At 71.1% G+C, this 21,007-nt stretch carries 20 protein-coding genes and 1 pseudogene; 7 read left to right on the top strand and 14 right to left on the bottom strand.

Going from position 1 to position 21,007, the window contains the following annotated elements; genetic code table 11:
* Positions 1-290: 290 nt before the first annotated feature.
* Positions 291-440 (top strand): annotated as a pseudogene (locus tag OG985_RS39405) (Asd/ArgC dimerization domain-containing protein); the annotation flags it as partial.
* On the opposite strand, the gene OG985_RS39400 reads toward OG985_RS39405, so the two are convergent.
* The 3 genes from OG985_RS39400 to OG985_RS39390 form a co-directional block, all read right to left on the bottom strand.
* Positions 428-1,468 carry an NUDIX domain-containing protein gene (locus OG985_RS39400; RefSeq protein ID WP_371673167.1) on the bottom strand — a complete coding sequence of 347 codons (1,041 nt, stop codon included), beginning with the start codon at positions 1,466-1,468 and terminating at the stop codon, positions 428-430. The pseudogene OG985_RS39405 and the gene OG985_RS39400 overlap by 13 nt on opposite strands.
* A 139-nt stretch (positions 1,469-1,607) precedes the next feature.
* Complete coding sequence (locus tag OG985_RS39395) at positions 1,608-1,799, bottom strand: hypothetical protein (RefSeq protein ID WP_371673166.1); 192 nt, start codon at positions 1,797-1,799, stop codon at positions 1,608-1,610.
* A 7-nt stretch (positions 1,800-1,806) separates the two neighbouring features.
* Positions 1,807-2,787 carry a DUF1731 domain-containing protein gene (locus tag OG985_RS39390; RefSeq protein ID WP_371673165.1) on the bottom strand — a complete coding sequence of 327 codons (981 nt, stop codon included), beginning with the start codon at positions 2,785-2,787 and terminating at the stop codon, positions 1,807-1,809.
* A 290-nt stretch (positions 2,788-3,077) separates the two neighbouring features.
* On the opposite strand from OG985_RS39390, the gene OG985_RS39385 reads away from it, so the two are divergent.
* On the top strand, positions 3,078-5,102 hold the full coding sequence (locus OG985_RS39385; protein ID WP_371673164.1) for an NPCBM/NEW2 domain-containing protein: 2,025 nt from the start codon (positions 3,078-3,080) through the stop codon (positions 5,100-5,102).
* A 311-nt stretch (positions 5,103-5,413) separates the two neighbouring features.
* On the opposite strand, the gene OG985_RS39380 is transcribed toward OG985_RS39385, so the two are convergent.
* Positions 5,414-6,361, bottom strand: a complete 948-nt coding sequence (locus OG985_RS39380; RefSeq protein ID WP_371673163.1) for an ROK family protein — start codon at positions 6,359-6,361, stop codon at positions 5,414-5,416.
* Positions 6,362-6,507: 146 nt separating this feature from the next.
* On the opposite strand from OG985_RS39380, the gene OG985_RS39375 reads away from it, so the two are divergent.
* Positions 6,508-7,602, top strand: coding sequence for a LacI family DNA-binding transcriptional regulator (locus OG985_RS39375; protein WP_371673162.1), 1,095 nt, complete (start codon positions 6,508-6,510; stop codon positions 7,600-7,602).
* A gap of 7 nt (positions 7,603-7,609) precedes the next feature.
* The gene (locus OG985_RS39370) at positions 7,610-8,404 is read left to right on the top strand and encodes a hypothetical protein (RefSeq protein WP_371673161.1); all 795 of its coding nucleotides are present in this window, start codon (positions 7,610-7,612) and stop codon (positions 8,402-8,404) included.
* 275 nt (positions 8,405-8,679) lie between these two features.
* On the opposite strand, the gene OG985_RS39365 is transcribed toward OG985_RS39370, so the two are convergent.
* Entirely contained in the window at positions 8,680-9,999 is a 1,320-nt protein-coding gene (locus OG985_RS39365; RefSeq protein ID WP_371673160.1) for an aldolase/citrate lyase family protein, read from the bottom strand.
* Between the two features lie 182 nt (positions 10,000-10,181).
* Here OG985_RS39365 and OG985_RS39360 point away from each other — a divergent pair, with 182 nt between their 5' ends.
* A complete protein-coding gene (locus tag OG985_RS39360; RefSeq protein ID WP_371673159.1) occupies positions 10,182-11,075 on the top strand; it encodes an endonuclease/exonuclease/phosphatase family protein in 894 nt (297 codons plus the stop codon).
* A 58-nt stretch (positions 11,076-11,133) separates the two neighbouring features.
* On the opposite strand, the gene OG985_RS39355 is transcribed toward OG985_RS39360, so the two are convergent.
* The 4 genes from OG985_RS39355 to OG985_RS39340 all read right to left on the bottom strand — a co-directional run bounded on the left by OG985_RS39355 (position 11,134) and on the right by OG985_RS39340 (position 14,520).
* Positions 11,134-12,096: an electron transfer flavoprotein subunit alpha/FixB family protein gene (locus tag OG985_RS39355; RefSeq protein WP_371673158.1), complete on the bottom strand. Its 963-nt coding sequence runs from the start codon at positions 12,094-12,096 to the stop codon at positions 11,134-11,136.
* Between the two features lie 55 nt (positions 12,097-12,151).
* Positions 12,152-12,940: an electron transfer flavoprotein subunit beta gene (locus tag OG985_RS39350; RefSeq protein ID WP_371673157.1), complete on the bottom strand. Its 789-nt coding sequence runs from the start codon at positions 12,938-12,940 to the stop codon at positions 12,152-12,154.
* Positions 12,941-13,172: 232 nt separating this feature from the next.
* Positions 13,173-13,682: a flavin reductase family protein gene (locus tag OG985_RS39345; RefSeq protein WP_371673156.1), complete on the bottom strand. Its 510-nt coding sequence runs from the start codon at positions 13,680-13,682 to the stop codon at positions 13,173-13,175.
* A gap of 424 nt (positions 13,683-14,106) precedes the next feature.
* Positions 14,107-14,520, bottom strand: coding sequence for a TlpA family protein disulfide reductase (locus tag OG985_RS39340; RefSeq protein ID WP_371673155.1), 414 nt, complete (start codon positions 14,518-14,520; stop codon positions 14,107-14,109).
* Between the two features lie 75 nt (positions 14,521-14,595).
* Between OG985_RS39340 and OG985_RS39335 the strand changes: the two genes are divergently transcribed.
* On the top strand, positions 14,596-15,012 hold the full coding sequence (locus OG985_RS39335) for a DUF4395 domain-containing protein (RefSeq protein WP_371673154.1): 417 nt from the start codon (positions 14,596-14,598) through the stop codon (positions 15,010-15,012).
* Between the two features lie 184 nt (positions 15,013-15,196).
* Positions 15,197-15,925: a lysophospholipid acyltransferase family protein gene (locus OG985_RS39330; protein ID WP_371673153.1), complete on the top strand. Its 729-nt coding sequence runs from the start codon at positions 15,197-15,199 to the stop codon at positions 15,923-15,925.
* Positions 15,926-16,082: 157 nt separating this feature from the next.
* On the opposite strand, the gene OG985_RS39325 is transcribed toward OG985_RS39330, so the two are convergent.
* From OG985_RS39325 to OG985_RS39305, 5 genes are all read right to left on the bottom strand, one after another.
* The gene (locus tag OG985_RS39325) at positions 16,083-16,784 is read right to left on the bottom strand and encodes a B3/4 domain-containing protein (protein WP_371673152.1); all 702 of its coding nucleotides are present in this window, start codon (positions 16,782-16,784) and stop codon (positions 16,083-16,085) included.
* A 13-nt stretch (positions 16,785-16,797) separates the two neighbouring features.
* Complete coding sequence (locus OG985_RS39320) at positions 16,798-17,391, bottom strand: transglutaminase domain-containing protein (protein ID WP_371673151.1); 594 nt, start codon at positions 17,389-17,391, stop codon at positions 16,798-16,800.
* Positions 17,392-17,500: 109 nt separating this feature from the next.
* On the bottom strand, positions 17,501-18,571 hold the full coding sequence (locus OG985_RS39315) for a low specificity L-threonine aldolase (protein ID WP_371673150.1): 1,071 nt from the start codon (positions 18,569-18,571) through the stop codon (positions 17,501-17,503).
* Positions 18,568-19,323, bottom strand: a complete 756-nt coding sequence (locus OG985_RS39310; protein WP_371674620.1) for an SDR family NAD(P)-dependent oxidoreductase — start codon at positions 19,321-19,323, stop codon at positions 18,568-18,570. Before OG985_RS39310 ends, OG985_RS39315 begins: the two co-directional genes overlap by 4 nt.
* A 41-nt stretch (positions 19,324-19,364) precedes the next feature.
* A complete protein-coding gene (locus OG985_RS39305; RefSeq protein WP_371673149.1) occupies positions 19,365-20,762 on the bottom strand; it encodes a DUF6421 family protein in 1,398 nt (465 codons plus the stop codon).
* Between the last annotated feature and the right edge of the window lie 245 nt (positions 20,763-21,007).

Genomic DNA, 21,007 nt, shown 5'->3' with positions numbered 1-21,007 from the left:
CGATCTCGAACGCCGTCGCCGTCGCCGTCGCCGACGGAGAGGCAGAGGGGCCAGGTCTCCGTCCATGACCGGGGTGACCGTGCCGTCCGCGCCCTCGTAGCCCTCGCTCCCTTGTGGAGCTGGACCGCACGCGCAGCCCGTCCTGCCCCTCTGCCACTCGACGCTCTCGACCGTCACGGTGCCGCCGAGCTCCTCGCAGCCCTCGCTCCCCTGCGGGGCCGGGCCGCTTCCGTGAAGGAGCACGAACGCGCCGCCGGCCCCACACGCGTGGGGACCGATGCCGGGCAGGCCTCGGCGCGCCGCACGCCGAGTTCGGGCTGCGTGAACTGGTCGTCTCTTCCTATCAGGCGGTCAGCGGCGCGGGCCGGGCCGGCGTCGAGACACTGCGGCAGCGGCTCGCCCGGCCGGGCACACCTGGTGAGCGGCGTCAGCCGACCGGGACTCCCGCCTCCAGGTACAGCGCCGCGCCGCGCTCCCGCGCCCGCAGTGCCCAGCGCAGCCGTTCGTAGCGGACGGGCGGCAGCAGCTCCGCGGCCTCCTGCTCACCGACGAAGCGCCAGCCGCGCAGTTCCGGTCCGGGCAGCAGGAGTCGGCCGGCCGTGGCGGCGTCGAGCCGGCCGCCGTCGAAGAGGAGTCTCAGGCCGCCGAAGCCGGGAGGTGCGGGGGCCTCCCAGTCGACGACGAGCAGCCGGGGTACGTCGGCCAGCCGGATGCCGGTCTCCTCGGCGACCTCGCGCATGCCGGCGCGGGCGGGGGCCTCGCCGGGTTCGACGACGCCACCGGGGAACTCCCAGCCGGCCTTGTAAGTGGGGTCGACGAGCAGCACCCGGTCCTGCTCGTCGAACAGGAGCACTCCGGCGGCGAGTGTCTCCGCGGTGGGTTCCGGGGTCTGCACGATGTCGCAGACGGGCACGGCACCGGCGCTGACGGCCTCGGCGACCCGGGCAGCGGTCTCGTACGGGGTCAGCGCGCCGTTGTCGACGAGATGGGCGTCGGCGGTGAGCCAGGTGGCCAGGGCGGCGCGGTAGGGCTCGATGTGGTCGTACGACCACTGCCGGACGCGTATCTCGCCGTCGGGCAGGTCCGGCGGGATCTCCCGGTCGGCTATTCGCTCCCGCAGGATCGTTTCCGCCGGGGCGAGGAGCACATGGCGGACCGTGATCCGGCGCGCGGCCAGGCCGCCGAAGATCTCGTCGCGGTACTCCTGGCGCAGCAGGGTCATGGGAACCACCAGGGTTCCCCCTAGCTCGGCGAGCAGCGCGGCCGCCGTGTCGATCACGAGACGCCGCCAGATCGGCAGGTCCTGGAAGTCACCGACCTCGGTGAGGCGTTTGGGCGGCAGCATGTGCGTGAGCGCCGCGCCGATGACCTCGGGGTCGAAGAGCGTGCTGTTCGGGATCAGGTCGATCAGTTCCCGTGCGGTGGTCGTCTTCCCCGCACCGAACGCACCGTTGATCCAGACGATCACGGTTCCCCCTCTTCTGTTGGCCCCCTGTGGCTTGCCCGCTCCACCCTGCCACGGAAACCAGCCCCAGTTGAGGGCGCACAACTGTGGCGCCGACCCCCCTTCCGGGGGTACCGGCGCCACGGTCCTGCCGCCGCGTCCGTCAGCCGTTCCGGCCGAGGGCGTTCTCGTCGACGGCCAGGCTGTCGCCGGCGGCGGTGTGGTCGGGGGTGCTGATGGTGTCGCCCACGTCGAGGTCACCCAGGTCGTCCCCCACGGCGTGGGACGGGGTGAGCGCCGCGACGACGAAGCCGGTGGCGAGGGAGGCGATGGCGAGCATGCTGCGCTTCTTCATGGCCGGTTCAACTGGGAAACGGCGCGGTGGTCACGCCCGGGCCGCCGACGGAGCCCCGCACCCGCCCCACGAGGTCGGCAGCAGCCTCCGGCCACCGCGCGTGACCGAAGGCGAAGTTCGCGTCAAGCAGGCGGCCGGGTACGACACGGCGGCTCTTGAGCAGGAGCTCGGTGTCCGAGCGCAGCACGAAGGCGCCGATCTCGGCCATCCACTTCGTGGCGGGCAGGCCCACCGGGACACCCCACGCGGTGCGCAGGGCCCGCATGAACGCGCGCTGGGGCAGGGGCGCGGGGGCGGCGAGATTGACCGGTCCGGCGAGATCGTCGCGGTCGGTCAGGAACTCGACCGCGCGGACGAGATCGTCTGCGTGGATCCAGGACACGTACTGCGCGCCGCCCGCGACCGGGCCGCCCAGGCCGAGCCGCGCCAGCCGTGACAGGACGTCGAAGACGCCACCGCGGTCGGGGCTCATCACCATGGCCGAACGCAGGGCGACCTTGCGGGTGTGCGGGGTGTCGGCCCGCTCCTGGGCCCGCTCCCAGGCCTTGGCGATCTCGACGCTGTAGCCCCAGTAGTCCGGGACGCCGGCCTCGCCGCCGCCGATCACCCCGGTCGCCTCGTCGTTGGCGGCGTCGAAGCGGTGGGCGTAGACGGTGGCGGTGCTCATCTGGAACCAGACGCGCGGAGGGTGCGCGGCGGCGGCGATCGCCTCGCCCACGACCCGGGCGGAGTTCACCCGCGAGTCCATCATGGCGCGCAGGTTCGCCGGACCGTAGCGACAACTGACGCTGCGTCCGGCCAGGTTGACCACGATGTCGCTGCCGTCGATCTCCCGGGCCCAGCGACCCAGGCTCTCGCCGTCCCAGTGGACCTCCCCCTCGCGCACCGGCCGTCTGGTCAGCACCACCACCTCGTGACCCGCGGCTGTCAGCGCGCGCTTCAGGATCGTGCCCACCTGTCCCGTCCCGCCGGGAATCACGTACTTCATCTGGCTCCCCCTTCGTCCAGGGAAGCCTATCGCAAAAAGTTGAACGTGTTCAAAAAGGTGCTTCAGCCGTGTTCCGCACCGCGCACCACCCAGGTCGGCACCGCACACAAACAAACACGCAGATCACCTTCCCTGTCCTCTTTGCGCCCACGAACAAGGACTCCCACAGGAGACGGAACAACCGCTACCGCTCCTCTTCCACCAGAGACCAACACGGCCTACCGTAAGCGCGCACGATTGGCGCGAGCATGCAGACATCCCATCTGTCGCGAGGATGGAGGAACGTAACGATGCGTCACCTTCCCACCCGCACCTCTCTCCGAAGAGTCGCCGGAGCGCTCACCGCGGGGCTGCTGTGCACGGCCGGGCTCGCCGCCCCGGCTGTCGCGGCACCACCCGCCGCAGCCCCCACGGCGCCCGCCCTGGACGACGGACTCGCCCTCACTCCCCCCATGGGTTTCAACAACTGGAACTCCACGCACTGCCGCGCGGACTTCGACGAGTCGATGGTCAAGGCGATCGCGGACATCTTCGTCACCAAAGGCCTCAAGGCCGCCGGGTACCAGTACGTCAACCTCGACGACTGCTGGGCCCTGCCCTCACGCGACGCGGACGGCCGGCTCGTACCGGACCCGGCCCGCTTCCCGAACGGGATCAGGGCTGTCGCGGACTACGTGCACGATCGGGGACTCAAGCTCGGCATCTACACCAGCGCCGGCAGCAAGACCTGCAACAGCGCCGGGTTCCCCGGCGCGCTCGGCCACGAGTACAGCGACGCCCGGCAGTTCGCCGACTGGGGTGTCGACTACCTCAAGTACGACAACTGCAACAACCAGGGCGTGGACGCGAAGGCGCGCTACACCACCATGCGGGACGCCCTGAAGGCCACCGGCAGGCCCATCGTCTACAGCATCTGCGAATGGGGCGAGAACAAACCCTGGGAATGGGCGGCGGACGTGGGCCACCTGTGGCGCACCACCGGTGACATCAGCGACAGCTGGGGCTCGATGCTCTCCCTCCTGAAGCAGAACCTGCCGCTCGCGGCGCACGCCGGTCCCGGGCACTGGAACGACCCCGACATGCTGGAGGTCGGCAACGGCGGCATGACGGACACCGAGTACCGCTCGCACTTCTCCCTGTGGTCGGTGATGGCCGCCCCGCTGCTCATCGGAACGGATCTGCGCAAGGCGTCCGACGCGACCTACGACATCCTCGGCAACAGGGAGGTCATCGCCGTCGACCAGGATCCTCTGGGCAGACAGGGCACGGTCGTGTCCTCCGAGGGCGGCCGCTGGGTCGTCGCCAAGGAAATGGCCGACGGCAGCCGCGCGGTGGCCCTCTTCAACGAGTCCGGGCGCGCCCGGCGCATCGCCACGACCGCCGGGGCCGTCGGACTCCCCGCGGCCCGCGCCTACACCCAGCGCGACCTCTGGCAGCACCGGAGCTCCAACACGGCGGGCACCGTCTCGGCGACCGTCCCGGCACACGGCACGGTCCTCGTGCGGGTCGCAGCAGACCGCGCGTGGGCCAAGTATCCGCCCGCCGTCGAACTCGGCCTCGACGCCGACCCGTTGGTCGAGGCGGGCACGCCGGCCACGCTGACGAGCACGCTCACCGACCTGGGACGTACGCCCGCCGAGCGGGTCAGGGTCAGACTGACCGGGCCCGAGGGCTGGACCGTCAAAGCCGCCTCGCCGACCACGGCCGCCTCGCTGCCGACGGGCCGCTCGCTGCGCACCAGATGGTCGCTCACCGCTCCGCCGGGGACGCCGACCGGGTCGTACGACCTCACACTCGCGGCGAGTCACCGGTCACCGGCCGGTGTCCGCGTCGACAGCGTGCTGCCGCTCACAGCGAACGTGGTGCTGTCGCCTCCGCCGGGCACGAGTGGCTTCGGAGACCTTCCGTGGCTGTCGGCCACCAACGGGTGGGGACCGGTCGAGCGCGACACCAGCAACGGGGAGCAGGCCGCGGGCGACGGCCGCCCCCTCACCCTCGGTGGCGTGGTGTACGCCGAGGGGCTCGGTGTCCACGCGGAGAGCACCGTCGAGTTCTACACCGGCGCGGCCTGCGAGACGGTGACCGCGGACGTCGGCGTCGACGACGAGAAGGGCGCCGCCGGAAGCGTCGCCTTCGAAGTCTGGGCCGACGACACCAAGGCCACCGCGACCGGTGTCCTCACGGGCGCGATGCCCGCCCAGCCGGTCACCGCGGACGTGACCGGCGCCCGGGTGGTCCGGCTCGTCGTCACCGACGGCGGCGACGGCATCGACTCGGACCACGCGGACTGGGCGAACGCACGCCTGAGCTGCTGAGCACACCGTCAGCCTCCGGGGCCGGCCCCTGAGCCCCGGAGGCCACGCACGGCGGACGCACGGCTGAGCCGCCCAGCGTCGACCCCGCGCTCCGGAAACCGCGAAAGCCACCGCGGACGCACGCCTGAGCTGCCCAGCCGCCGAGCCAGTCCCCGAGCCCCCGAGCCCCGGAGCCCCGGAGCCCCGGAGCCCCGGAGCCCCGGAGGCCACGAAAGCCCACCGCGGACGCACGGCTGAGCCGCTCAGCCCCCGAGACCGCGCACAGCGCACAGCGCACAGCGCACGAGTGAACGTTCCTGCCGCGTCCCGGCTCAGACCGCGGCCGCGGTCTCGCGCCCGACGAGCGCGGCCGCGGCCGCTCCCACCAGCCCCGCGTCCGTGCCCATCTGGGCGGGCGTCACCGTCAGCCGCTGGACGAAGGACAGCGTGGCGTAGTCGGCCAGCGCCTTCCGCAGCGGCGCGAACAGGACGTCACCCGCCTTGCCCACGCCCCCGCCGATGACGGCGATGTCGATCTCGACGAGGGTGGCGGTGGCGGCGATACCGGCGGCCAGGGCCCGCGCGGCGCGCTCGAAGGAGGCGATGGCCACCGGGTCGCCGGCGCGCGCCGCGGCCGCCACCGCCACGGCGGAGGTGTCGCCGTCCGGGCCGGGCAGCCAGCCGCCCTCGATCGCTCGCCGGGCGATGTTCGGGCCGCTCGCGATGCGCTCCACGCAGCCGCGCGAGCCGCACGGGCACAGGTCGCCGTCGAGTTCGACGCTGATGTGGCCGATGTGGCCCGCGTTGCCGGTCGGGCCCGGGTGGAGCTGCCCGTTCAGGACCAGGCCGCCACCGACGCCCGTCGAGACCACCATGCACAGGGCGTTGTCGTGGCCGCGGGCCGCACCCTGCCAGTGTTCGGCGGCCGTGATGGCCACGCCGTCACCGATCAGCTCGACGGGCAGTCCACCGGCCGCCTCCCGGACCCGCCGGACCAGGGGAAAGTCACGCCAGCCCGGCACGTTCACCGGGCTGACCGTGCCCGCGGAGGCGTCCACCGGGCCGGCGCTGCCGATACCGACGGCTGTGGCGCTCCCCCACAGCGGAGCGGCGGTCAGCTCGCCGAGCACCTCCTCGACGGCCCGCATCACGGTCTCGCCGTCCTGCTGTGCGGGCGTGGCGCGCTGCGCGCGGACCAGGATCCTGCCGTGGCCGTCGACCAGGCCTCCGGCGATCTTGGTGCCGCCGATGTCGAGCGCGGCCACTAGGTCGGTGTGCATCAGTGTCGGATCTCCCCGTCAGCCATGAGAAAAAGGGTGGCCGGTCGCAGTGGGGGGCGCGGGCCGGAGATTGCGGTGGACAGTGTCTCGCGCATCTGACAACGTTGTCCAGGCTCTATGCTCGACGCCACATCTTCATATAAATCATGGACCGACGCATCCCCGTGGACGACAGGACAGGACGCCGCACCGTGCCCGAGACCCACCGCCGAGCCGACCGCCTCCCCGGAAACCGCTACGGCACCCGTCCGACGATGAAGGACGTGGCGGCTCGTGCGGGTGTCGGGCTGAAGACGGTCTCGCGTGTGGTCAACGCCGAGCCGGGCGTCACCCCGGAGACGGAGCGGCGGGTCCAGGACGCCATCGAGGCGCTGGGCTTCCGCCGCAACGACAGCGCCCGGGTGCTGCGCAAGGGCAGTACCGCGAGCATCGGCCTGGTCCTGGAAGACCTCGCGGACCCCTTCTACGGCCCGCTCAGCCGCGCGGTCGAGGAGGTGGCCCGCGCCCACGGCGCCCTGCTGATCAACGGCTCCAGCGCGGAGGACCCGGAGCGCGAGCAGGAACTGGTGCTGGCCCTGTGCGCCCGGCGGGTGGACGGGCTGGTCGTGATCCCGGCCGGCGACGACCACCGGTACCTCGAGCCGGAGCTCAAGGCGGGTGTGGCGACGGTGTTCGTCGACCGTCCGGCGGGAAAGATCGACGCCGACGTCGTACTGTCGGACAACTTCGGCGGCGCCCGCGACGGGGTCGCCCATCTCATCGCCCACGGACACCGCCGGATCGGCTTCATCGGTGACATGCCCCGCATCCACACGGCCGCCGAGCGGCTGCGCGGCTACCGGGCGGCCATGGAGGACGCGGGCATACCCGTGGAGGACGCCTGGATGTCGCTCGGCGTCACCGACCCCGAGCGGGTGCGCGCGGCGGCCGAGGAGATGCTGTCCGGCCCCTCGCCCGTCACGGCGGTCTTCTCCGGCAACAACCGGGTGACGGTCACCGTGATCCGCGTCATCGCCGAGCAGGACCGGAGTGTCGCCCTCGTCGGCTTCGACGACATCGAGCTGGCCGATCTGCTGCGACCGGGCGTCACCGTCGTCGCCCAGGACGCGGCGGCCATCGGCCGGACCGCGGCCGAGCGCCTCTTCCGGCAACTGGACGGCACCCTGCTCGCCCCCGAGCGGATCGAGCTGCCCACCCGCCTGATCACCCGCGGCTCGGGCGAGCTGCCCCCGGCCGAGTGAGCCGCCCGTGACCGGCCGCACCCTCGAGACGCTGGGCCTGGCCGAGGCCCCGCGCGACCATCCGCTGCTCTATCCGGGAGCCTGGCCGCGGGAGTCGGGGGTTCTGCACGGGGACCGACTACTGCCGCTGGACCGCCCCGTGCACGAGGGTCGCAGCCCGGTCCTCGCTGTCGGCTCCAACGCCAACCCCGGTCAACTCCGGGACAAGATGGCCGAGTTCGGGATCACCTCGCCCATCCCCATGGTGCGGTCCCGGGTGACGGGCATCGGCGTGGGCGTCTCCGCCCATGTGAGCCGGCTCGGCTATGTGTCGGCGTCGCCGTTCCACGCGCCCGCTGCCGTACGGGAGTTGTTCGTCATCTGGCTCGACGAAGAGCAGCTCAGGGTGGTCGACGCGAGCGAGGGCGTGCCGCTGCCCAAAGGCAACTTCCGCCGGGCCTGGCTGTCGGCGCCCGAGGTGCGGATCGAGGTGGCGGACGGCGTGACGCTCCCGGGCGGGTACGCGTACGTCAACCGCCACGGTGTCCTGCGCGACGGCAGCGGCGCCCCGCGCGCCCACCCGGGCCAGCGGGAGCTGCTCTCCGAACTCCTCGCGGGATCCGCGCGGTGGCGGGAGCTGTTCGGTGTCACGCCCGAGGAGTTCTGCGCCCGGGCCCGCGCCGATCACCGCCTGTGCGAACGCGGTACCCGGCTGTTCGCCGACGAGAAACGGGTGACGGCGTCCGGCCTGGAGAGCTACCTGACGGGTCGGCACGGCGAGAGTCCGGGACCGGGCGCGTCCTCGTCGCCGTCCTCGCCCTGACCCGTGCGGCGTCGGCCGGGCCCTCGCCGTCCCCGGTCGCATTCGTGCCGCGGAGCGGCAGGTGGGAACAGCCGCACTCCATCCCCTTCGGACGCTGGCGAACCGCACCGCACCGAACCGCACTGAGCCGGACCGGATCGCACAGAACCGCATCGCACCGCATCGGACCTCACCGAGGGGACGGGCGGGGCCCGGCGGGGATGGCGCGTTCTCTCGCCCCGCCGCCCGTACCCGGTCCGCCCCGTCCTCAGGGGCTCCGCCCCCGCACCCGATCCTCAGACGCCGGAGGGGCTGATCGCCGACCCGGTCAGGTCCGCGCGCCTCGGTGACGCGAAGGCCTCCAGGTCGGCGCGGGTCAGGCCGGCCAGGCGGGCCACCTCGGCGATGTCGAGGGCGCCGCAGTCCAGGCCGCGCAACAGATAGCCGCTGAGGGCCTTGGCGGTGGCGGGCTCGTCCATGACGTCGCCGGCGGTCCGGTTGGCGTAGCGGGACAGGCGGGCGGCGGCCTCGGCGAAGCCCTCGCGGTAGAAGGCGAACACGGCCGCGTAGCGGGTGGGGATGTGCCCGGGGTGCATGTCCCAGCCCTGGTAGTAAGCCCGGGCCAGGGCGCGGCGGGTCAGGCCGTAGTGCAGGCGCCAGGCGTCGTGGACCTTCTCCGTGGGACCGACCGGCAGGACGTTGGTCGACCCGTCCGAGACGCGTACCCCGGTGCCCGCCGCCGCGACCTGCATGATCGCCTTGGCGTGGTCGGCGGCCGGGTGGTCACTGGCCTGGTGGGCGGCGGAGACGCCCAGGCAGGCGCTGTAGTCGAAGGTGCCGTAGTGCAGGCTGGTGGCGCGGCCCTCGGCGGCCTGGATCATGCGGGCGACGGTGGCGGTGCCGTCGGTGGCGAGGATGGACTGACTGGTCTCGATCTGGATCTCGAAGCCGATCCGGCCGGGCTCCAGCCCGCGCGCCTTCTCGAAGGCCTCCAAGAGCCGCACCATGGCGGTGACCTGCTCGGCGTACGTCACCTTCGGCAGCGTCAGGACCAGACCCCCGGGCAGGCCGCCGGCCTCCGTCAGACCGGTGAGGAAGATGTCGAGGGTGCGGATGCCCCGGTCGCGCACGGGGGCCTCCATGCACTTCATGCGGATGCCCATGTACGGGGCCGCCGTGCCGTTCTCGTACGCCTCGGCGATCAGCCGGGCCGCCCGGGCCGCGGCCTCGTCCTCCTCGGCGTCGGAGCGGTTGCCGTAGCCGTCCTCGAAGTCGACGCGCAGGTCCTCGATCGGCTCGCGCTCCAGCTTCACGCGGACGCGGTCGTACACCGGCCCGGCGAGTTCGTCCGACAGACCGAGGACCGCGGCGAAGGAGGCCGCGTCGGGGGCGTGTCGGTCGAGCGCGTCGAGGGCCCGGTCGCCCCAGGACCGCACGGTGTCGGCGGCGAAGACGTCGCCGGGGACGTAGACGGTGTGGACGGGCTGGCGGGTGCCGGGGTCTCCCGGGTAGCGGCGGTCGAGCTCGGCGTCGACCGGCGCGAGGGAGGCGCTGATCTCCTCGCTCACCGCGCCCGCGAGGCTCGTCGCGACCTTCTCCTGCTGGCCCTGACCCATCCCAACACCCTCCAGTTTTCCGCTGTGCGGAATCAACAATCCGTAGAACGAAGCTATCCGTGGACCTTCCCGCCGGTCAACACCCGTCCCACAGCCTGGTCCACCCTGACACTCCTTCCCCTACGCCTCCTTCCGCACGACAGGGCTCAGCCGTCATCCTGGCTCGCGAGGGAGGGGATCGCGTGTCGGACGTGAACGGAGTGACCCGTCGGGCGGGCCTGCGGACGGCGGGGGTGGCGGCCGTGACCCTGCCCCTGTTCACCACCGCGTCCGCCTCCGTCCTTCGCGGGAGGGGCCGGCGGCTGGAGGTGATGAGCTTCAACCTCCGCTTCGCCGGCACCACCGGACCCAACAGCTGGGCCGCCCGCCGCCCGGTGATGCGCGAACTCCTGCGTCGCGAGGCCCCCACGGTCATCGGCACCCAGGAGGGCCTCTACCAGCAACTGCGCGACATCGACTTCGACCTCGGAGCGCGCTACGACTGGATCGGCACCGGCCGCGCGGGCGGCAGCCGCGACGAGTTCATGGCCGTCTTCTACGACACCCGCCGCCTCGCCCCCGCCGAGTACGACCACTTCTGGCTCTCCGACACCCCCGAAGTGGTCGGCTCGAACACCTGGGGAGGCTCCACCATCCGCATGGTCACCTGGGTGCGCTTCCGCGATCTGCGGGACGGGGAGCGGGAGTTCTACCTCCTCAACACCCATCTGGACAGCGGCAACCAGGACGCCCGCCTGCGCTCGGTACCGCTGATCGCCCGGCGGATGGCGGGACTCGACCCGGACCTGCCGCTGCTGACGACCGGCGACTTCAACGCTCCCGCCCACGGCAGTGCCGTCTACGACGCGATGCTGGGCACCGGACTGGTCGACACCTGGGACGCGGCGGCCGAACGCGGTGCGCCGTACGGGACGTTCCACGGCTACCGGCCGCTCGTCCCCGGAGGGGACCGCATCGACTGGATTCTGGCCACACCCGGCGTGACGGTGCGGCGCGCGCGGGTGAACACCTTCTCGCGGGACGGGCAGTTCCCGAGCGACCACCTGCCCGTGCAGGCCTCCCTCACCCTGCGCTGAACGCGCGAGGCCCCCGTGACCGTGGCGGTCGCGGGGGCCTCGTACGGCGGTGCGGTGATCAGCCCTTGCGGGTCTTGACCTCCTCGGTGAGCTGCGGGACGACGTCGAAGAGGTCGCCGACCACGCCGTAGTCGACCAGGTCGAAGATCGGGGCCTCGGCGTCCTTGTTGACGGCCACGATCGTCTTGGAGGTCTGCATACCGGCGCGGTGCTGGATGGCGCCGGAGATGCCGTTGGCGATGTACAGCTGCGGGGAGACGGCCTTGCCGGTCTGGCCGACCTGGTTGGTGTGCGGGTACCAGCCCGCGTCCACCGCGGCACGCGAGGCGCCGACGGCCGCGCCGAGGGAGTCGGCGAGGGCCTCGATGATCGCGAAGTTCTCGGCACCGTTGACGCCACGGCCGCCGGAGACCACGATCGCGGCCTCGGTCAGCTCCGGGCGCCCGGTCGACTCACGCGGCGTACGGCCGGTGACCTTGGTGCCGGTGGCCTGCGCGGAGAAGGACACCGACAGGGCCTCGACGGCGCCGGCGGCCGGGGCGGCCTCGACGGCGGCGCTGTTGGGCTTGACCGTGATGACCGGGGTGCCCTTGGCGACCCGGGTCTTGGTGGTGAAGGAGGCGGCGAACACCGACTGGGTGGCCACCGGGCCCTGGTCGCCGGCCTCGAGGTCGACGGCGTCGGTGATGATGCCGGAGCCGATGCGCAGCGCCAGCCGTGCGGCGACCTCCTTGCCCTCCGCGGAGGAGGGGACGAGCACGGCGGCCGGGGAGACGGCCTCGACGGCCGCCTGGAGGGCGTCCACCTTCGGTACGACGAGGTAGTCGGCGTACTCGGACGCCTCGTGGGTGAGGACCTTGACCGCGCCGTGCTCGGCGAGGGTGGCGGCGGTGTCGGCGGCGCCGTTGCCGAGGGCGACGGCGACCGGCTCGCCGATACGGCGGGCGAGCGTCAGCAGCTCGAGCGTGGGCTTGCGGACGGCGCCGTCCACGTGGTCGACGTAGACGAGAACTTCAGCCATGAGAAGGGTCTCCTGCGTGTTGCGAAGTCTGGGGGGGCGGTGAGCGGATCGGGTCTCAGATGAACTTCTGGCCCGCGAGGAACTCGGCGAGCTGCTTGCCGCCCTCGCCCTCGTCCTTGACGATCGTGCCGGCCGTGCGGGCCGGACGCTGGGCCGCGGCGTCGACCGAGGTCCAGGCACCCTCCAAGCCGACCTCCTCCGCCTCGAGCTCGAGGTCGGACAGGTCCCAGGACTCCACCGGCTTCTTCTTGGCCGCCATGATGCCCTTGAAGGACGGGTAGCGGGCCTCACCCGACTGGTCGGTGACCGACACGACGGCCGGCAGCGAGGCCTCCAGCTGCTCGGAGGCGCTGTCGCCGTCGCGGCGGCCCTTGACCGTGCCGTCCTCGACCGAGACCTCGGACAGCAGCGTCACCTGCGGGACGCCCAGGCGCTCCGCCAGCAGCGCGGGAACGACGCCCATCGTGCCGTCGGTGGAGGCCATGCCGGAGATCACCAGGTCGTAGCCGGCCTTCTCGATCGCCTTCGCCAGCACGAGCGACGTGCCGATCGCGTCGGTGCCGTGCAGATCGTCGTCCTCGACGTGGATCGCCTTGTCCGCACCCATGGACAGCGCCTTGCGCAGCGCGTCCTTGGCGTCCTCCGGGCCCACCGTCAGGACGGTGATCTCCACGTCGTCGTCGGAGTTCTCCGAGATCTGCAGTGCCTGCTCGACCGCGTACTCGTCCAGTTCGGAGAGCAGACCGTCGACGTCGTCACGGTCGACGGTCAGGTCATCGGCGAAGTGCCGGTCGCCGGTGGCGTCGGGCACGTACTTCACAGTGACAACGATCCTCAAGCTCACGCCGGCTCTCCTACTGCATCGTCATTTTTCGGCTGCCTACTTGCAGGCAGCATAGGCGCCCCAAGCGGCCGATCCCGGTCGGGGCGGCCTGCGCTCCGACCGGAATATTACTCGTCAGTACACCTAGTTCTTTCCCGCTAAGCAAGCGCTTTGAACTGTGACCTGTGCAACGCAGCGTAATCGGAACTCGACGGCTTCGCAGAGGGAGATCGCTCACGCGGCAGACGGCCGGTCAGTCGCGCAGGCCGTTGAACCGTCCCTGGTGATAGAGGAGCGGGCGGCCCGGGCCCGCGGGATCGCCCAGCACGACCTCGGCCAGGACTATGCGGTGATTCCCGGCCGGAACGCGCCCCACCACCCGGCACACCAGCCACGCGAGCACGTCGTCGAGGACGGGTACGCCTTTCGGGCCCTCACGCCAGGCGGTGGGCGCGCCGAAGCGGTCCGCGCCGCTGCGGGCGAAGACGCCGGCCAGGTCCTGCTGGTGCTCGCCGAGTATGTGGACGCCCACATGGTCGGCGTCGGCGATGGCCGGCCAGCTCGAGGCGCCGGTGCTGATGCCGAAGGAGAGCAGCGGGGGCTCGGCGGAGACGGAGGTGAGAGAGGTGGCGGTGAAGCCGACCGGGCCGGTGTCGCCTGCGGCCGTGATCACGGCGACTCCCGCCGCGTGCCGCCGGAAGACGGAGCGCAACAGGTCGGGAGAAGCGAGCTGCGGTGTGCGGAGGTCGGGCGTGGCCGTCATGGACGTGTCCTTCTGCGGGAGGTGACGAGCTGGTCCGTGGCTGCTCAAAAGCCCGGACAGCGCGCGCTCGCGGTACGGGCGAGGTCGACGTGGACCCGTCCGACAAGAAGGAGATCAGAAGGCATACGGTCAGGCTGACGATAGGTGGCGCGCGCAGTCAAGTACGTTCCGGCATATGGGAGGTGCCTCACCGTCCGCCCACCTGCCCGCAAACCGCCGCCACCCCGGCCCCGTCCGCCGCTTCGGGCACACACCCGCCCGCCGGACCCGGTACCGGCCCGTCCGCCGAACCCGGTACCGACGTCCCCGCCGGACCCCGTACGGGCCCGTCCACCGTTTCCCGTAAGGACACTTACGACGCTTCGCGGGAGGACACTCCCGACGCTTCGCGTACGGATCCTTCCGTCGTTTCCCGTACGGGTCGTCAAACCGCCTCCCCCAGCGCGGCGATCACGTCGGCCTTGCGCGGCTGCCCGGTGGCGCGCCGCACGATCCGGCCGTCGGCGTCGAGGACCAGCACGGTCGGCGTCTTGAGGATGCCGAGTTCGCGGACGAGGTCGAGGTGGTCCTCGGCGTCGAGTTCGACGTGCGAGACGCCGGGGACCATGCCGGCCACCTCGCCGAGGACCCGCCGGGTCGCCCGGCAGGGCGCGCAGAAGGCGCTGGAGAACTGCAGGAGCGTGGCACGCTCCCCCAGTTCCCCGCCGAGCTCGGCCGTGCCCAGCCGCTTGCCGTCGTCACGCCCGCGCACCCGTACTCTCCCGCTCCGCCGCCGATGCAGCACTCCGTAGGCGCTCGCCACGGCGAGCACAGCCACGCACACGACAAGTCCGCTCATGAGCTGCTCCAGCGTTCACGAGACTGCAAAGATTCCCGACTCCATGAAGGGTTACCGATGCGGAATGCTTGATTCATGGACATCGACGTGAGGGGTCCGCGCTTCGGGGCGGCCGTGACGACCCTGGTGCTGGCGGTCGTGCTGATCACGGGCAGCGCCTGGCTGCTGGCCTGGCAGACCCTGGCGTTCGCGCTGGGCGCGGCGGGTGGAGTGGGCCGTTCGCCCTACGGTTGGCTGTTCCGCACACTCGTACGCCCCCGGCTCGGCCGGCCGACGGAGTTCGAGTCGCCCGAACCGCCGCGCTTCGCGCAGGCGGTGGGCCTCGCCTTCGCCGGCGTCGGCCTGGCCGGCTTCACGCTGGGAGCGGACTGGCTGGGAGTCGCCGCCACGGGGGCCGCACTCGCTGCCGCCTTCCTCAATGCCGCGTTCGGGTACTGCCTGGGTTGCGAGATGTACCTGCTCGTGCGGCGTCTGGCGGTACGCGCGGAGTAAAGGCGCCTTAAAAGCCCGAGGTGGATCACGGGCCGACGTGACAAGAATCTCGCCGTTCCGGGGCGACAGGACTGGCTCCCCGTCCGTTCTTGGGGCACGATCTGCGAGATGCCGTAAACCTACGGCTGCGTAACTTTTCACCGGGGGCTTCCCCCCGGCAGAGAAGGAAGGGCCCACTCCGTCCATGGCAGAGCTTGTCTACCGTCCCGTCGTCGGTCTCGCCCGCACGTTGTTCAAGGCGTGGGACCTCAAGATCGACTGCAAGGGTTCGGAGAACATCCCGCGCTCGGGCGGAGCCGTGCTGGTCAGTAACCACATCAGCTATCTGGACTTCATCTTCGACGGGTTGGCGGCGCTTCCGCAGAAACGTCTCGTTCGCTTCATGGCGAAGGAGTCCGTCTTCCGGCACAGGATCTCCGGTCCGCTGATGCGCGGAATGAAGCACATCCCGGTGGACCGCACACAGGGCGAGACGGCCTACGCCCACGCGCTGGAATCGCTGCGCGCCGGCGAGATCATCGGGGTGTTCCCGGAGGCCACGATCTCGCCCTCGTTCACGCTGAAGAGCTTCAAGTCCGGTGCCGCGCGCATGGCCCAGGAGGCCGGTGTCCCCCTGATCCCGATGGCGGTGTGGGGCACGCAGCGGCTGTGGACCAAGGGCCAGCCGCGCAACTTCAAGCGCAGCCACATCCCGATCACCATCCGGGTGGGCGAGGCGATCGAGGCGTCACGCGACAAGTACGCGGGCGCGATCACCCGGCAGTTGCGTGAGCGCGTGCAGGAACTCCTGGAAGCCGCGCAGCGCGCCTACCCGGTGCGGCCCAAGGACGCCAACGACACCTGGTGGATGCCGGCCCACCTCGGCGGCACGGCGCCGACCCCGGAGCAGGTCCGCGAGGCCGAAGCCCGCTGACGTAGGCCGGACCCCGGGACACGGCAGGCGGACGGGCCTCGCTCACGCCCAAACGGCCCCGGTGGCGCGGCCGAGTCGACACGGCCGACCCCTCCCCGCCACCAGCCGTCCTTCGGGCGCGTTGAGCGGGGCCGGAGACTCACGGCCGACGGCGCGCTCAGGCCGCGGACTCCGGGGCGTGGACGGTGATCCGCGCTCCCGGGCTGAACTTCTCCAGCAGTTCGGCGAGTTCGGCGCCCGCAGCCACCACGTCGGCGACCGGCATCGGCGCCAGGCTCTCCAGCAGGAAGATCGCGGAGACGGACTCCTCGGTGAGCCGGGTGCGCGGGCCCTGGCGCCAGTTCCAGCGACGGCAGGTCACACCCGCCTCGTCGCGCCACACGACCTCTCCGGCGTCGGGGTGCTCGACGGTCTCCTCGCCGCCCGCCGTGGTCACGAAGTCCTCGTCGCCGGTGGCCCGTACGAGCCGCATGCCGCCCTGGACGCGGTCCAGGTCCTCGCCGCCGACCGGAATCAGGTGGGCGACGCTGATCGCGTTGTAGAGGTCGACGAGCAGGTTGATCCGGGGCAGTCCCGACTCCGTCAGGGCCCGCTTGGCGAGCGCCTCCGCGGAGTTGCGGGTGCGTGAGGGCTTCGAGCCGAACGCCGTGTAGACCTCGCGCCAGGCGGCCACGTGCGGGTCCTCGTGCGGGGCCCGGCCGTCCAGGCGTACGGCCAGGCGCCGGGCCGCGTCCTCGAGAAGCGCCGAACTCTCGTCGGTGCTCGGTCCGTTGACGAGACCGTGGGCCTCGACGGCGACGTGCGTGAAGCCTGGAGCGAGGGTGCGCACCTCGTCGGAAACGGTCAACGAGAGAGTCATGGTTCGTCGTGCCTCACAGTCCGGTGGGGAGCGTCTTCCACAGATGCGGCCGGTCGGACGCGGCCTTCAGCGCGCCCAGAACGACAGGGTGAGGTTCAGCATACAGGACTGGATAGTCCATCTCACTGGACTGCACGTCCGGGATCCAGGCCAGCCGCTCACCCTCGAGGGAGAAGTGGGCGTCCACACCGGGTTTGTTGCCGCGCGGATCCTGCCGGTGCCAGGCGCCGTTGAACCGCACGGCGACCAGCCCGTGCACGACATGGCCACCGCCTTCGTCGTGCGCCAGGCGCTGATAGCAGAGCGCCGTGGGTATGTCCTCGGCGCGCAGCAGCGCGGCCAGGGCGTGAGCCTTGGCGAAGCAGATGCCGGTGCGCTGTTCCAGGACGTCGGAGGCTCGCCAGGTGACCCGCAGGTCGCCGCTGTCGGCGGAGTGGGGAATGGTGTCGCGCACGAATTCGTACGCTGCCCGCGCATAGGAATACGAGTCCTGTGCATTCGCGGCAAGCCGGGCGGCCACCTCCCGGACGACGGGGCGGTCATGGTCGATCACCTCGTCAGCAGCCAGATAGGCGGACAGGTCGGGGGTGTTCTGGATCAGCTCCATACCCGCAGAGCATAGGAAAGCGATCACTCGACAGTCAATGACTTTTCAAGTGATCGCATACCTATGCATCATTCGACCCTGCTGCCGAAGGTCCGTCCGGCGGGTCCGCCTAGCGAGCCATCTCCTCCTTCAGGGCCGCCACGAACGTGTCGACGTCGTCCTCGGTCGTGTCGAAGCCGCACATCCAGCGGACGTCACCCGCGGCCTCGTCCCAGAAGTAGAAGCGGAACCGCTTCTGCAGACGCAGGCTCACCTCGTGCGGCAGGCGGGCGAAGACGGCGTTGGCCTGCACCGGGTGGAGGATCTCGACGCCGTGCACGGCACGGACGCCCTCGGCCAGCCGCTGGGCCATCTCGTTGGCGTGGCGGGCGTTGCGCAGCCACAGGTCCCTGGCGAGCAGGGCCTCCAACTGCACGGACACGAAACGCATCTTGGAGGCGAGCTGCATGGACAGCTTGCGCAGATGCTTCATGTGACTGACCGCGTCCGGGTCGATGACGACCACTGCCTCACCGAACAGCGCGCCGTTCTTCGTCCCGCCCAGCGAGAGGATGTCGACGCCGACGGCATTGGTGAACGTGCGCATCGGCACGTTCAGCGAGGCGGCCGCGTTGGATATCCGGGAACCGTCGAGGTGCACCTTCATGCCGTGCGCGTGCGCGTGGTCGCAGATGGCGCGGATCTCGTCGGGTGTGTACAGAGTGCCGAGTTCGGTGCTCTGGGTGATCGAGACGACCTGTGGCATCGCGCGGTGCTCGTCCTCCCAGCCCCAGGCCTGTCTGTCGATCAGCTCGGGGGTGAGCTTGCCGTCGGGTGTGGGCACGGTGAGCAGCTTCAGGCCGCCCATGCGCTCGGGGGCGCCGCCCTCGTCGACGTTGATGTGCGCGCTCTCGGCGCAGATCACCGCACCCCAGCGGTCGGTGACCGCCTGGAGCGCCACCACGTTGGCGCCGGTGCCGTTGAAGACCGGGAAGGCCTCCGCCGTGGCGCCGAAGTGGCTGCGGACGATCCGCTGGAGATTCTCGGTGTAAGCGTCCTCGCCGTACGCGACCTGGTGCCCGCCGTTGGCCAGGGCCAGGGCGGCGAGCACCTCCGGGTGGGCCCCGGCGTAGTTGTCGCTGGCGAAGCCGCGGACGCCCGGGTCGTGGTGGCGCCGGGCGTCGGTCTTCGGAGGGTTCACGGCTTCTCGGTCAGCCACAGCCGGTTTCCGTTCACTTCCGCGGCGGGCTTCGTCCAGACGTCGACGATCGCCTCGGCCAGATCCTTGACGTCGGTGAAGCCCGCGAACTTCGCGTTGGGGCGCTCGGCGCGCATCGCGTCGTGCACCAGCGCCTTCACCACCAGGATGGCAGCCGCGGACGTCGGACCGTCGGCGCCCTCGGAGATCCCGGCCTTGCGGAAGTAGTCGGCGAGGGCGAGTGTCCAGGCCTCGGCCGCGGCCTTGGCGGCGCTGTACGCGGCGTTGCCCGCGGTGGGATTGCTCGCGCCGGCCGCGCTGATCAGGACGTAACGGCCGCGGTCGCTGCGCTGCAACGCCTCGTGGAAGGCGAGGGAGGTGTGCTGCACGGTGCGGATGAGCAGCATCTCCAGCAGGTCCCAGTCGTGCAGGTTCGTCTTGGCGAAGGTCTCGCTGCCACGCCAGCCGCCGACGAGGTGGACCACGCCGTCGACCCGGCCGAACTCCTTCTCGACGTGGACCGCCCAGTCGCGGGTCGAGTCCAGATCCAGCAGGTCCACCGTCTCGCCGACCACGGTGGCACCGCCGTGCCCGTAGCGGGCGGCGTCCACGGCCTCCGCCAGACGCTCGGGATCGTTGTCCGCTCCGACGACGGTCGCGCCCGCCTCCGCGAGCCGTACGAGCGCCGCGCGCCCGGCCGGTCCGCCGGCGCCGGCCACCGCGATCACCGCACCGCTGAGAGCCCCGTTCCCCACCATGTTCCTCGCCTCCTGAGCAGTGTTCTGTGCGCGGTCGCTCACGCGGCGACCGGTTCGGCGCTCTCCGCGGTGATGCCCCTGGTGGAGGCGATCACGTTCTTCAGCTTCTTGGAGAGTGCCTCATAGAACATGCTCAGCGGAAACTCGTCGGGAAGCACGTCGTCCACGAGTTTTCGCGGCGGCTGGTTCAGATCGAGGGCGTCGGGGCCCTTGGCCCAGCGGGAGCCGGGGTGCGGGGCGAGGTAGGTCGAGACCAGCTCGTACCCGGCGAACCAGTGGACGAGCTTGGGCCGGTCGATGCCGTCGCGGTAGAGCCGCTCGATGTCGGCGCACAGCTGGTTGGTGACCTGCGGGGCGCGCTGCCAGTCGATGTGCAGCTTGTTGTCGGTCCAGCGGACGACGTCGTGCTTGTGCAGGTAGGCGAAGAGGAGCTGGCCGCCGAGGCCGTCATAGTTGCGCACGCGCTCACCGGTGACCGGGAAGCGGAACATGCGGTCGAACAGCACCGCGTACTGCACGTCACGGGCCTGCGGGACGCCGTCGTCGGCCAGCTTCACGGCCTCCTTGAAGGCGGTGAGGTCGCAGCGCAGCTCCTCGAGGCCGTACATCCAGAACGGCTGGCGCTGCTTGATCATGAACGGGTCGAAGGGCAGGTCGCCGTGGCTGTGGGTGCGGTCGTGGACCATGTCCCACAGGACGAAGGCCTCCTCGCAGCGCTTCTGGTCGTGGACCATCGCGGCGATGTCCTCGGGCAGTTGGAGGCCCAGGACGTCCACGGCGGCGTCGGTGACCCGGCGGAAGCGGGCGGCCTCGCGGTCGCAGAAGATGCCGCCCCAGGTGAAGCGCTCGGGCGCCTGCCGCACGGCGATCGTCTCCGGGAACAGGACGGCGGAGTTGGTGTCGTAGCCGGCCGTGAAGTCCTCGAAGGTGATGCCGCAGAAGAGGGGGTTGTCGTAGCGGGTGCGCTCGAGCTCGGCCAGCCAGTCCGGCCAGACCATGCGCAGCACGACCGCCTCGAGGTTGCGGTCCGGGTTGCCGTTCTGCGTGTACATCGGGAAGACGACGAGATGCTGCAGACCGTCCTCGCGGTGCGCGGCGGGCTGGAAGGCCAGCAGCGAGTCGAGGAAGTCGGGCACCTCGAAGCCACCGTCGGCCCAGGCGCTCAGGTCCTTGGCGAGGGCCTCGTGGTAGGCGCTGTCGTGCGGGAGCAGCGGGGAGAGTTCCCCGACGGCCTGCACGACACGCCGGACGGCTCGTTCGGCGTCCGCCGGGGCGGGGGCGCCCTCGGCCTCGAAGTCGATGGACCCGTCCTTGGACTGCCATGGCCTGATCTGCTCCACGGCATCCTTGAGCACGGGCCAGGCAGGGTGCTCCACCACCCTGGCCACGGGAGGAATTCGTTCCTCCGAACCCACCTGCACAAGAATTTCCGTCATGTCCCATCCTTCACGGGAGAAGCTAGCGTATGAAGACCGTATACATACGAGCTTCCTCCCAGCAAGTGAAGACTCGGGAAATTATCCTGCGTAGTCAGGTCGTCACCTCACTTTTTCCTGTCGGAAACCATCGGAGTCCCTACCCCGGTCGCGCGCGATCACACGTGCGACGTACGTCGGGGGTCGCTACCGGTCAATGCGCGCGGGACTCGCCCACGCCAGGGTGACCGCCGCGCGCACTGCGC

It is taken from the genome of Streptomyces sp. NBC_00289 (assembly GCF_041435115.1).
GTDB lineage: Bacteria > Actinomycetota > Actinomycetes > Streptomycetales > Streptomycetaceae > Streptomyces.
This window is presented reverse-complemented; position numbering and strand designations above follow the sequence as displayed.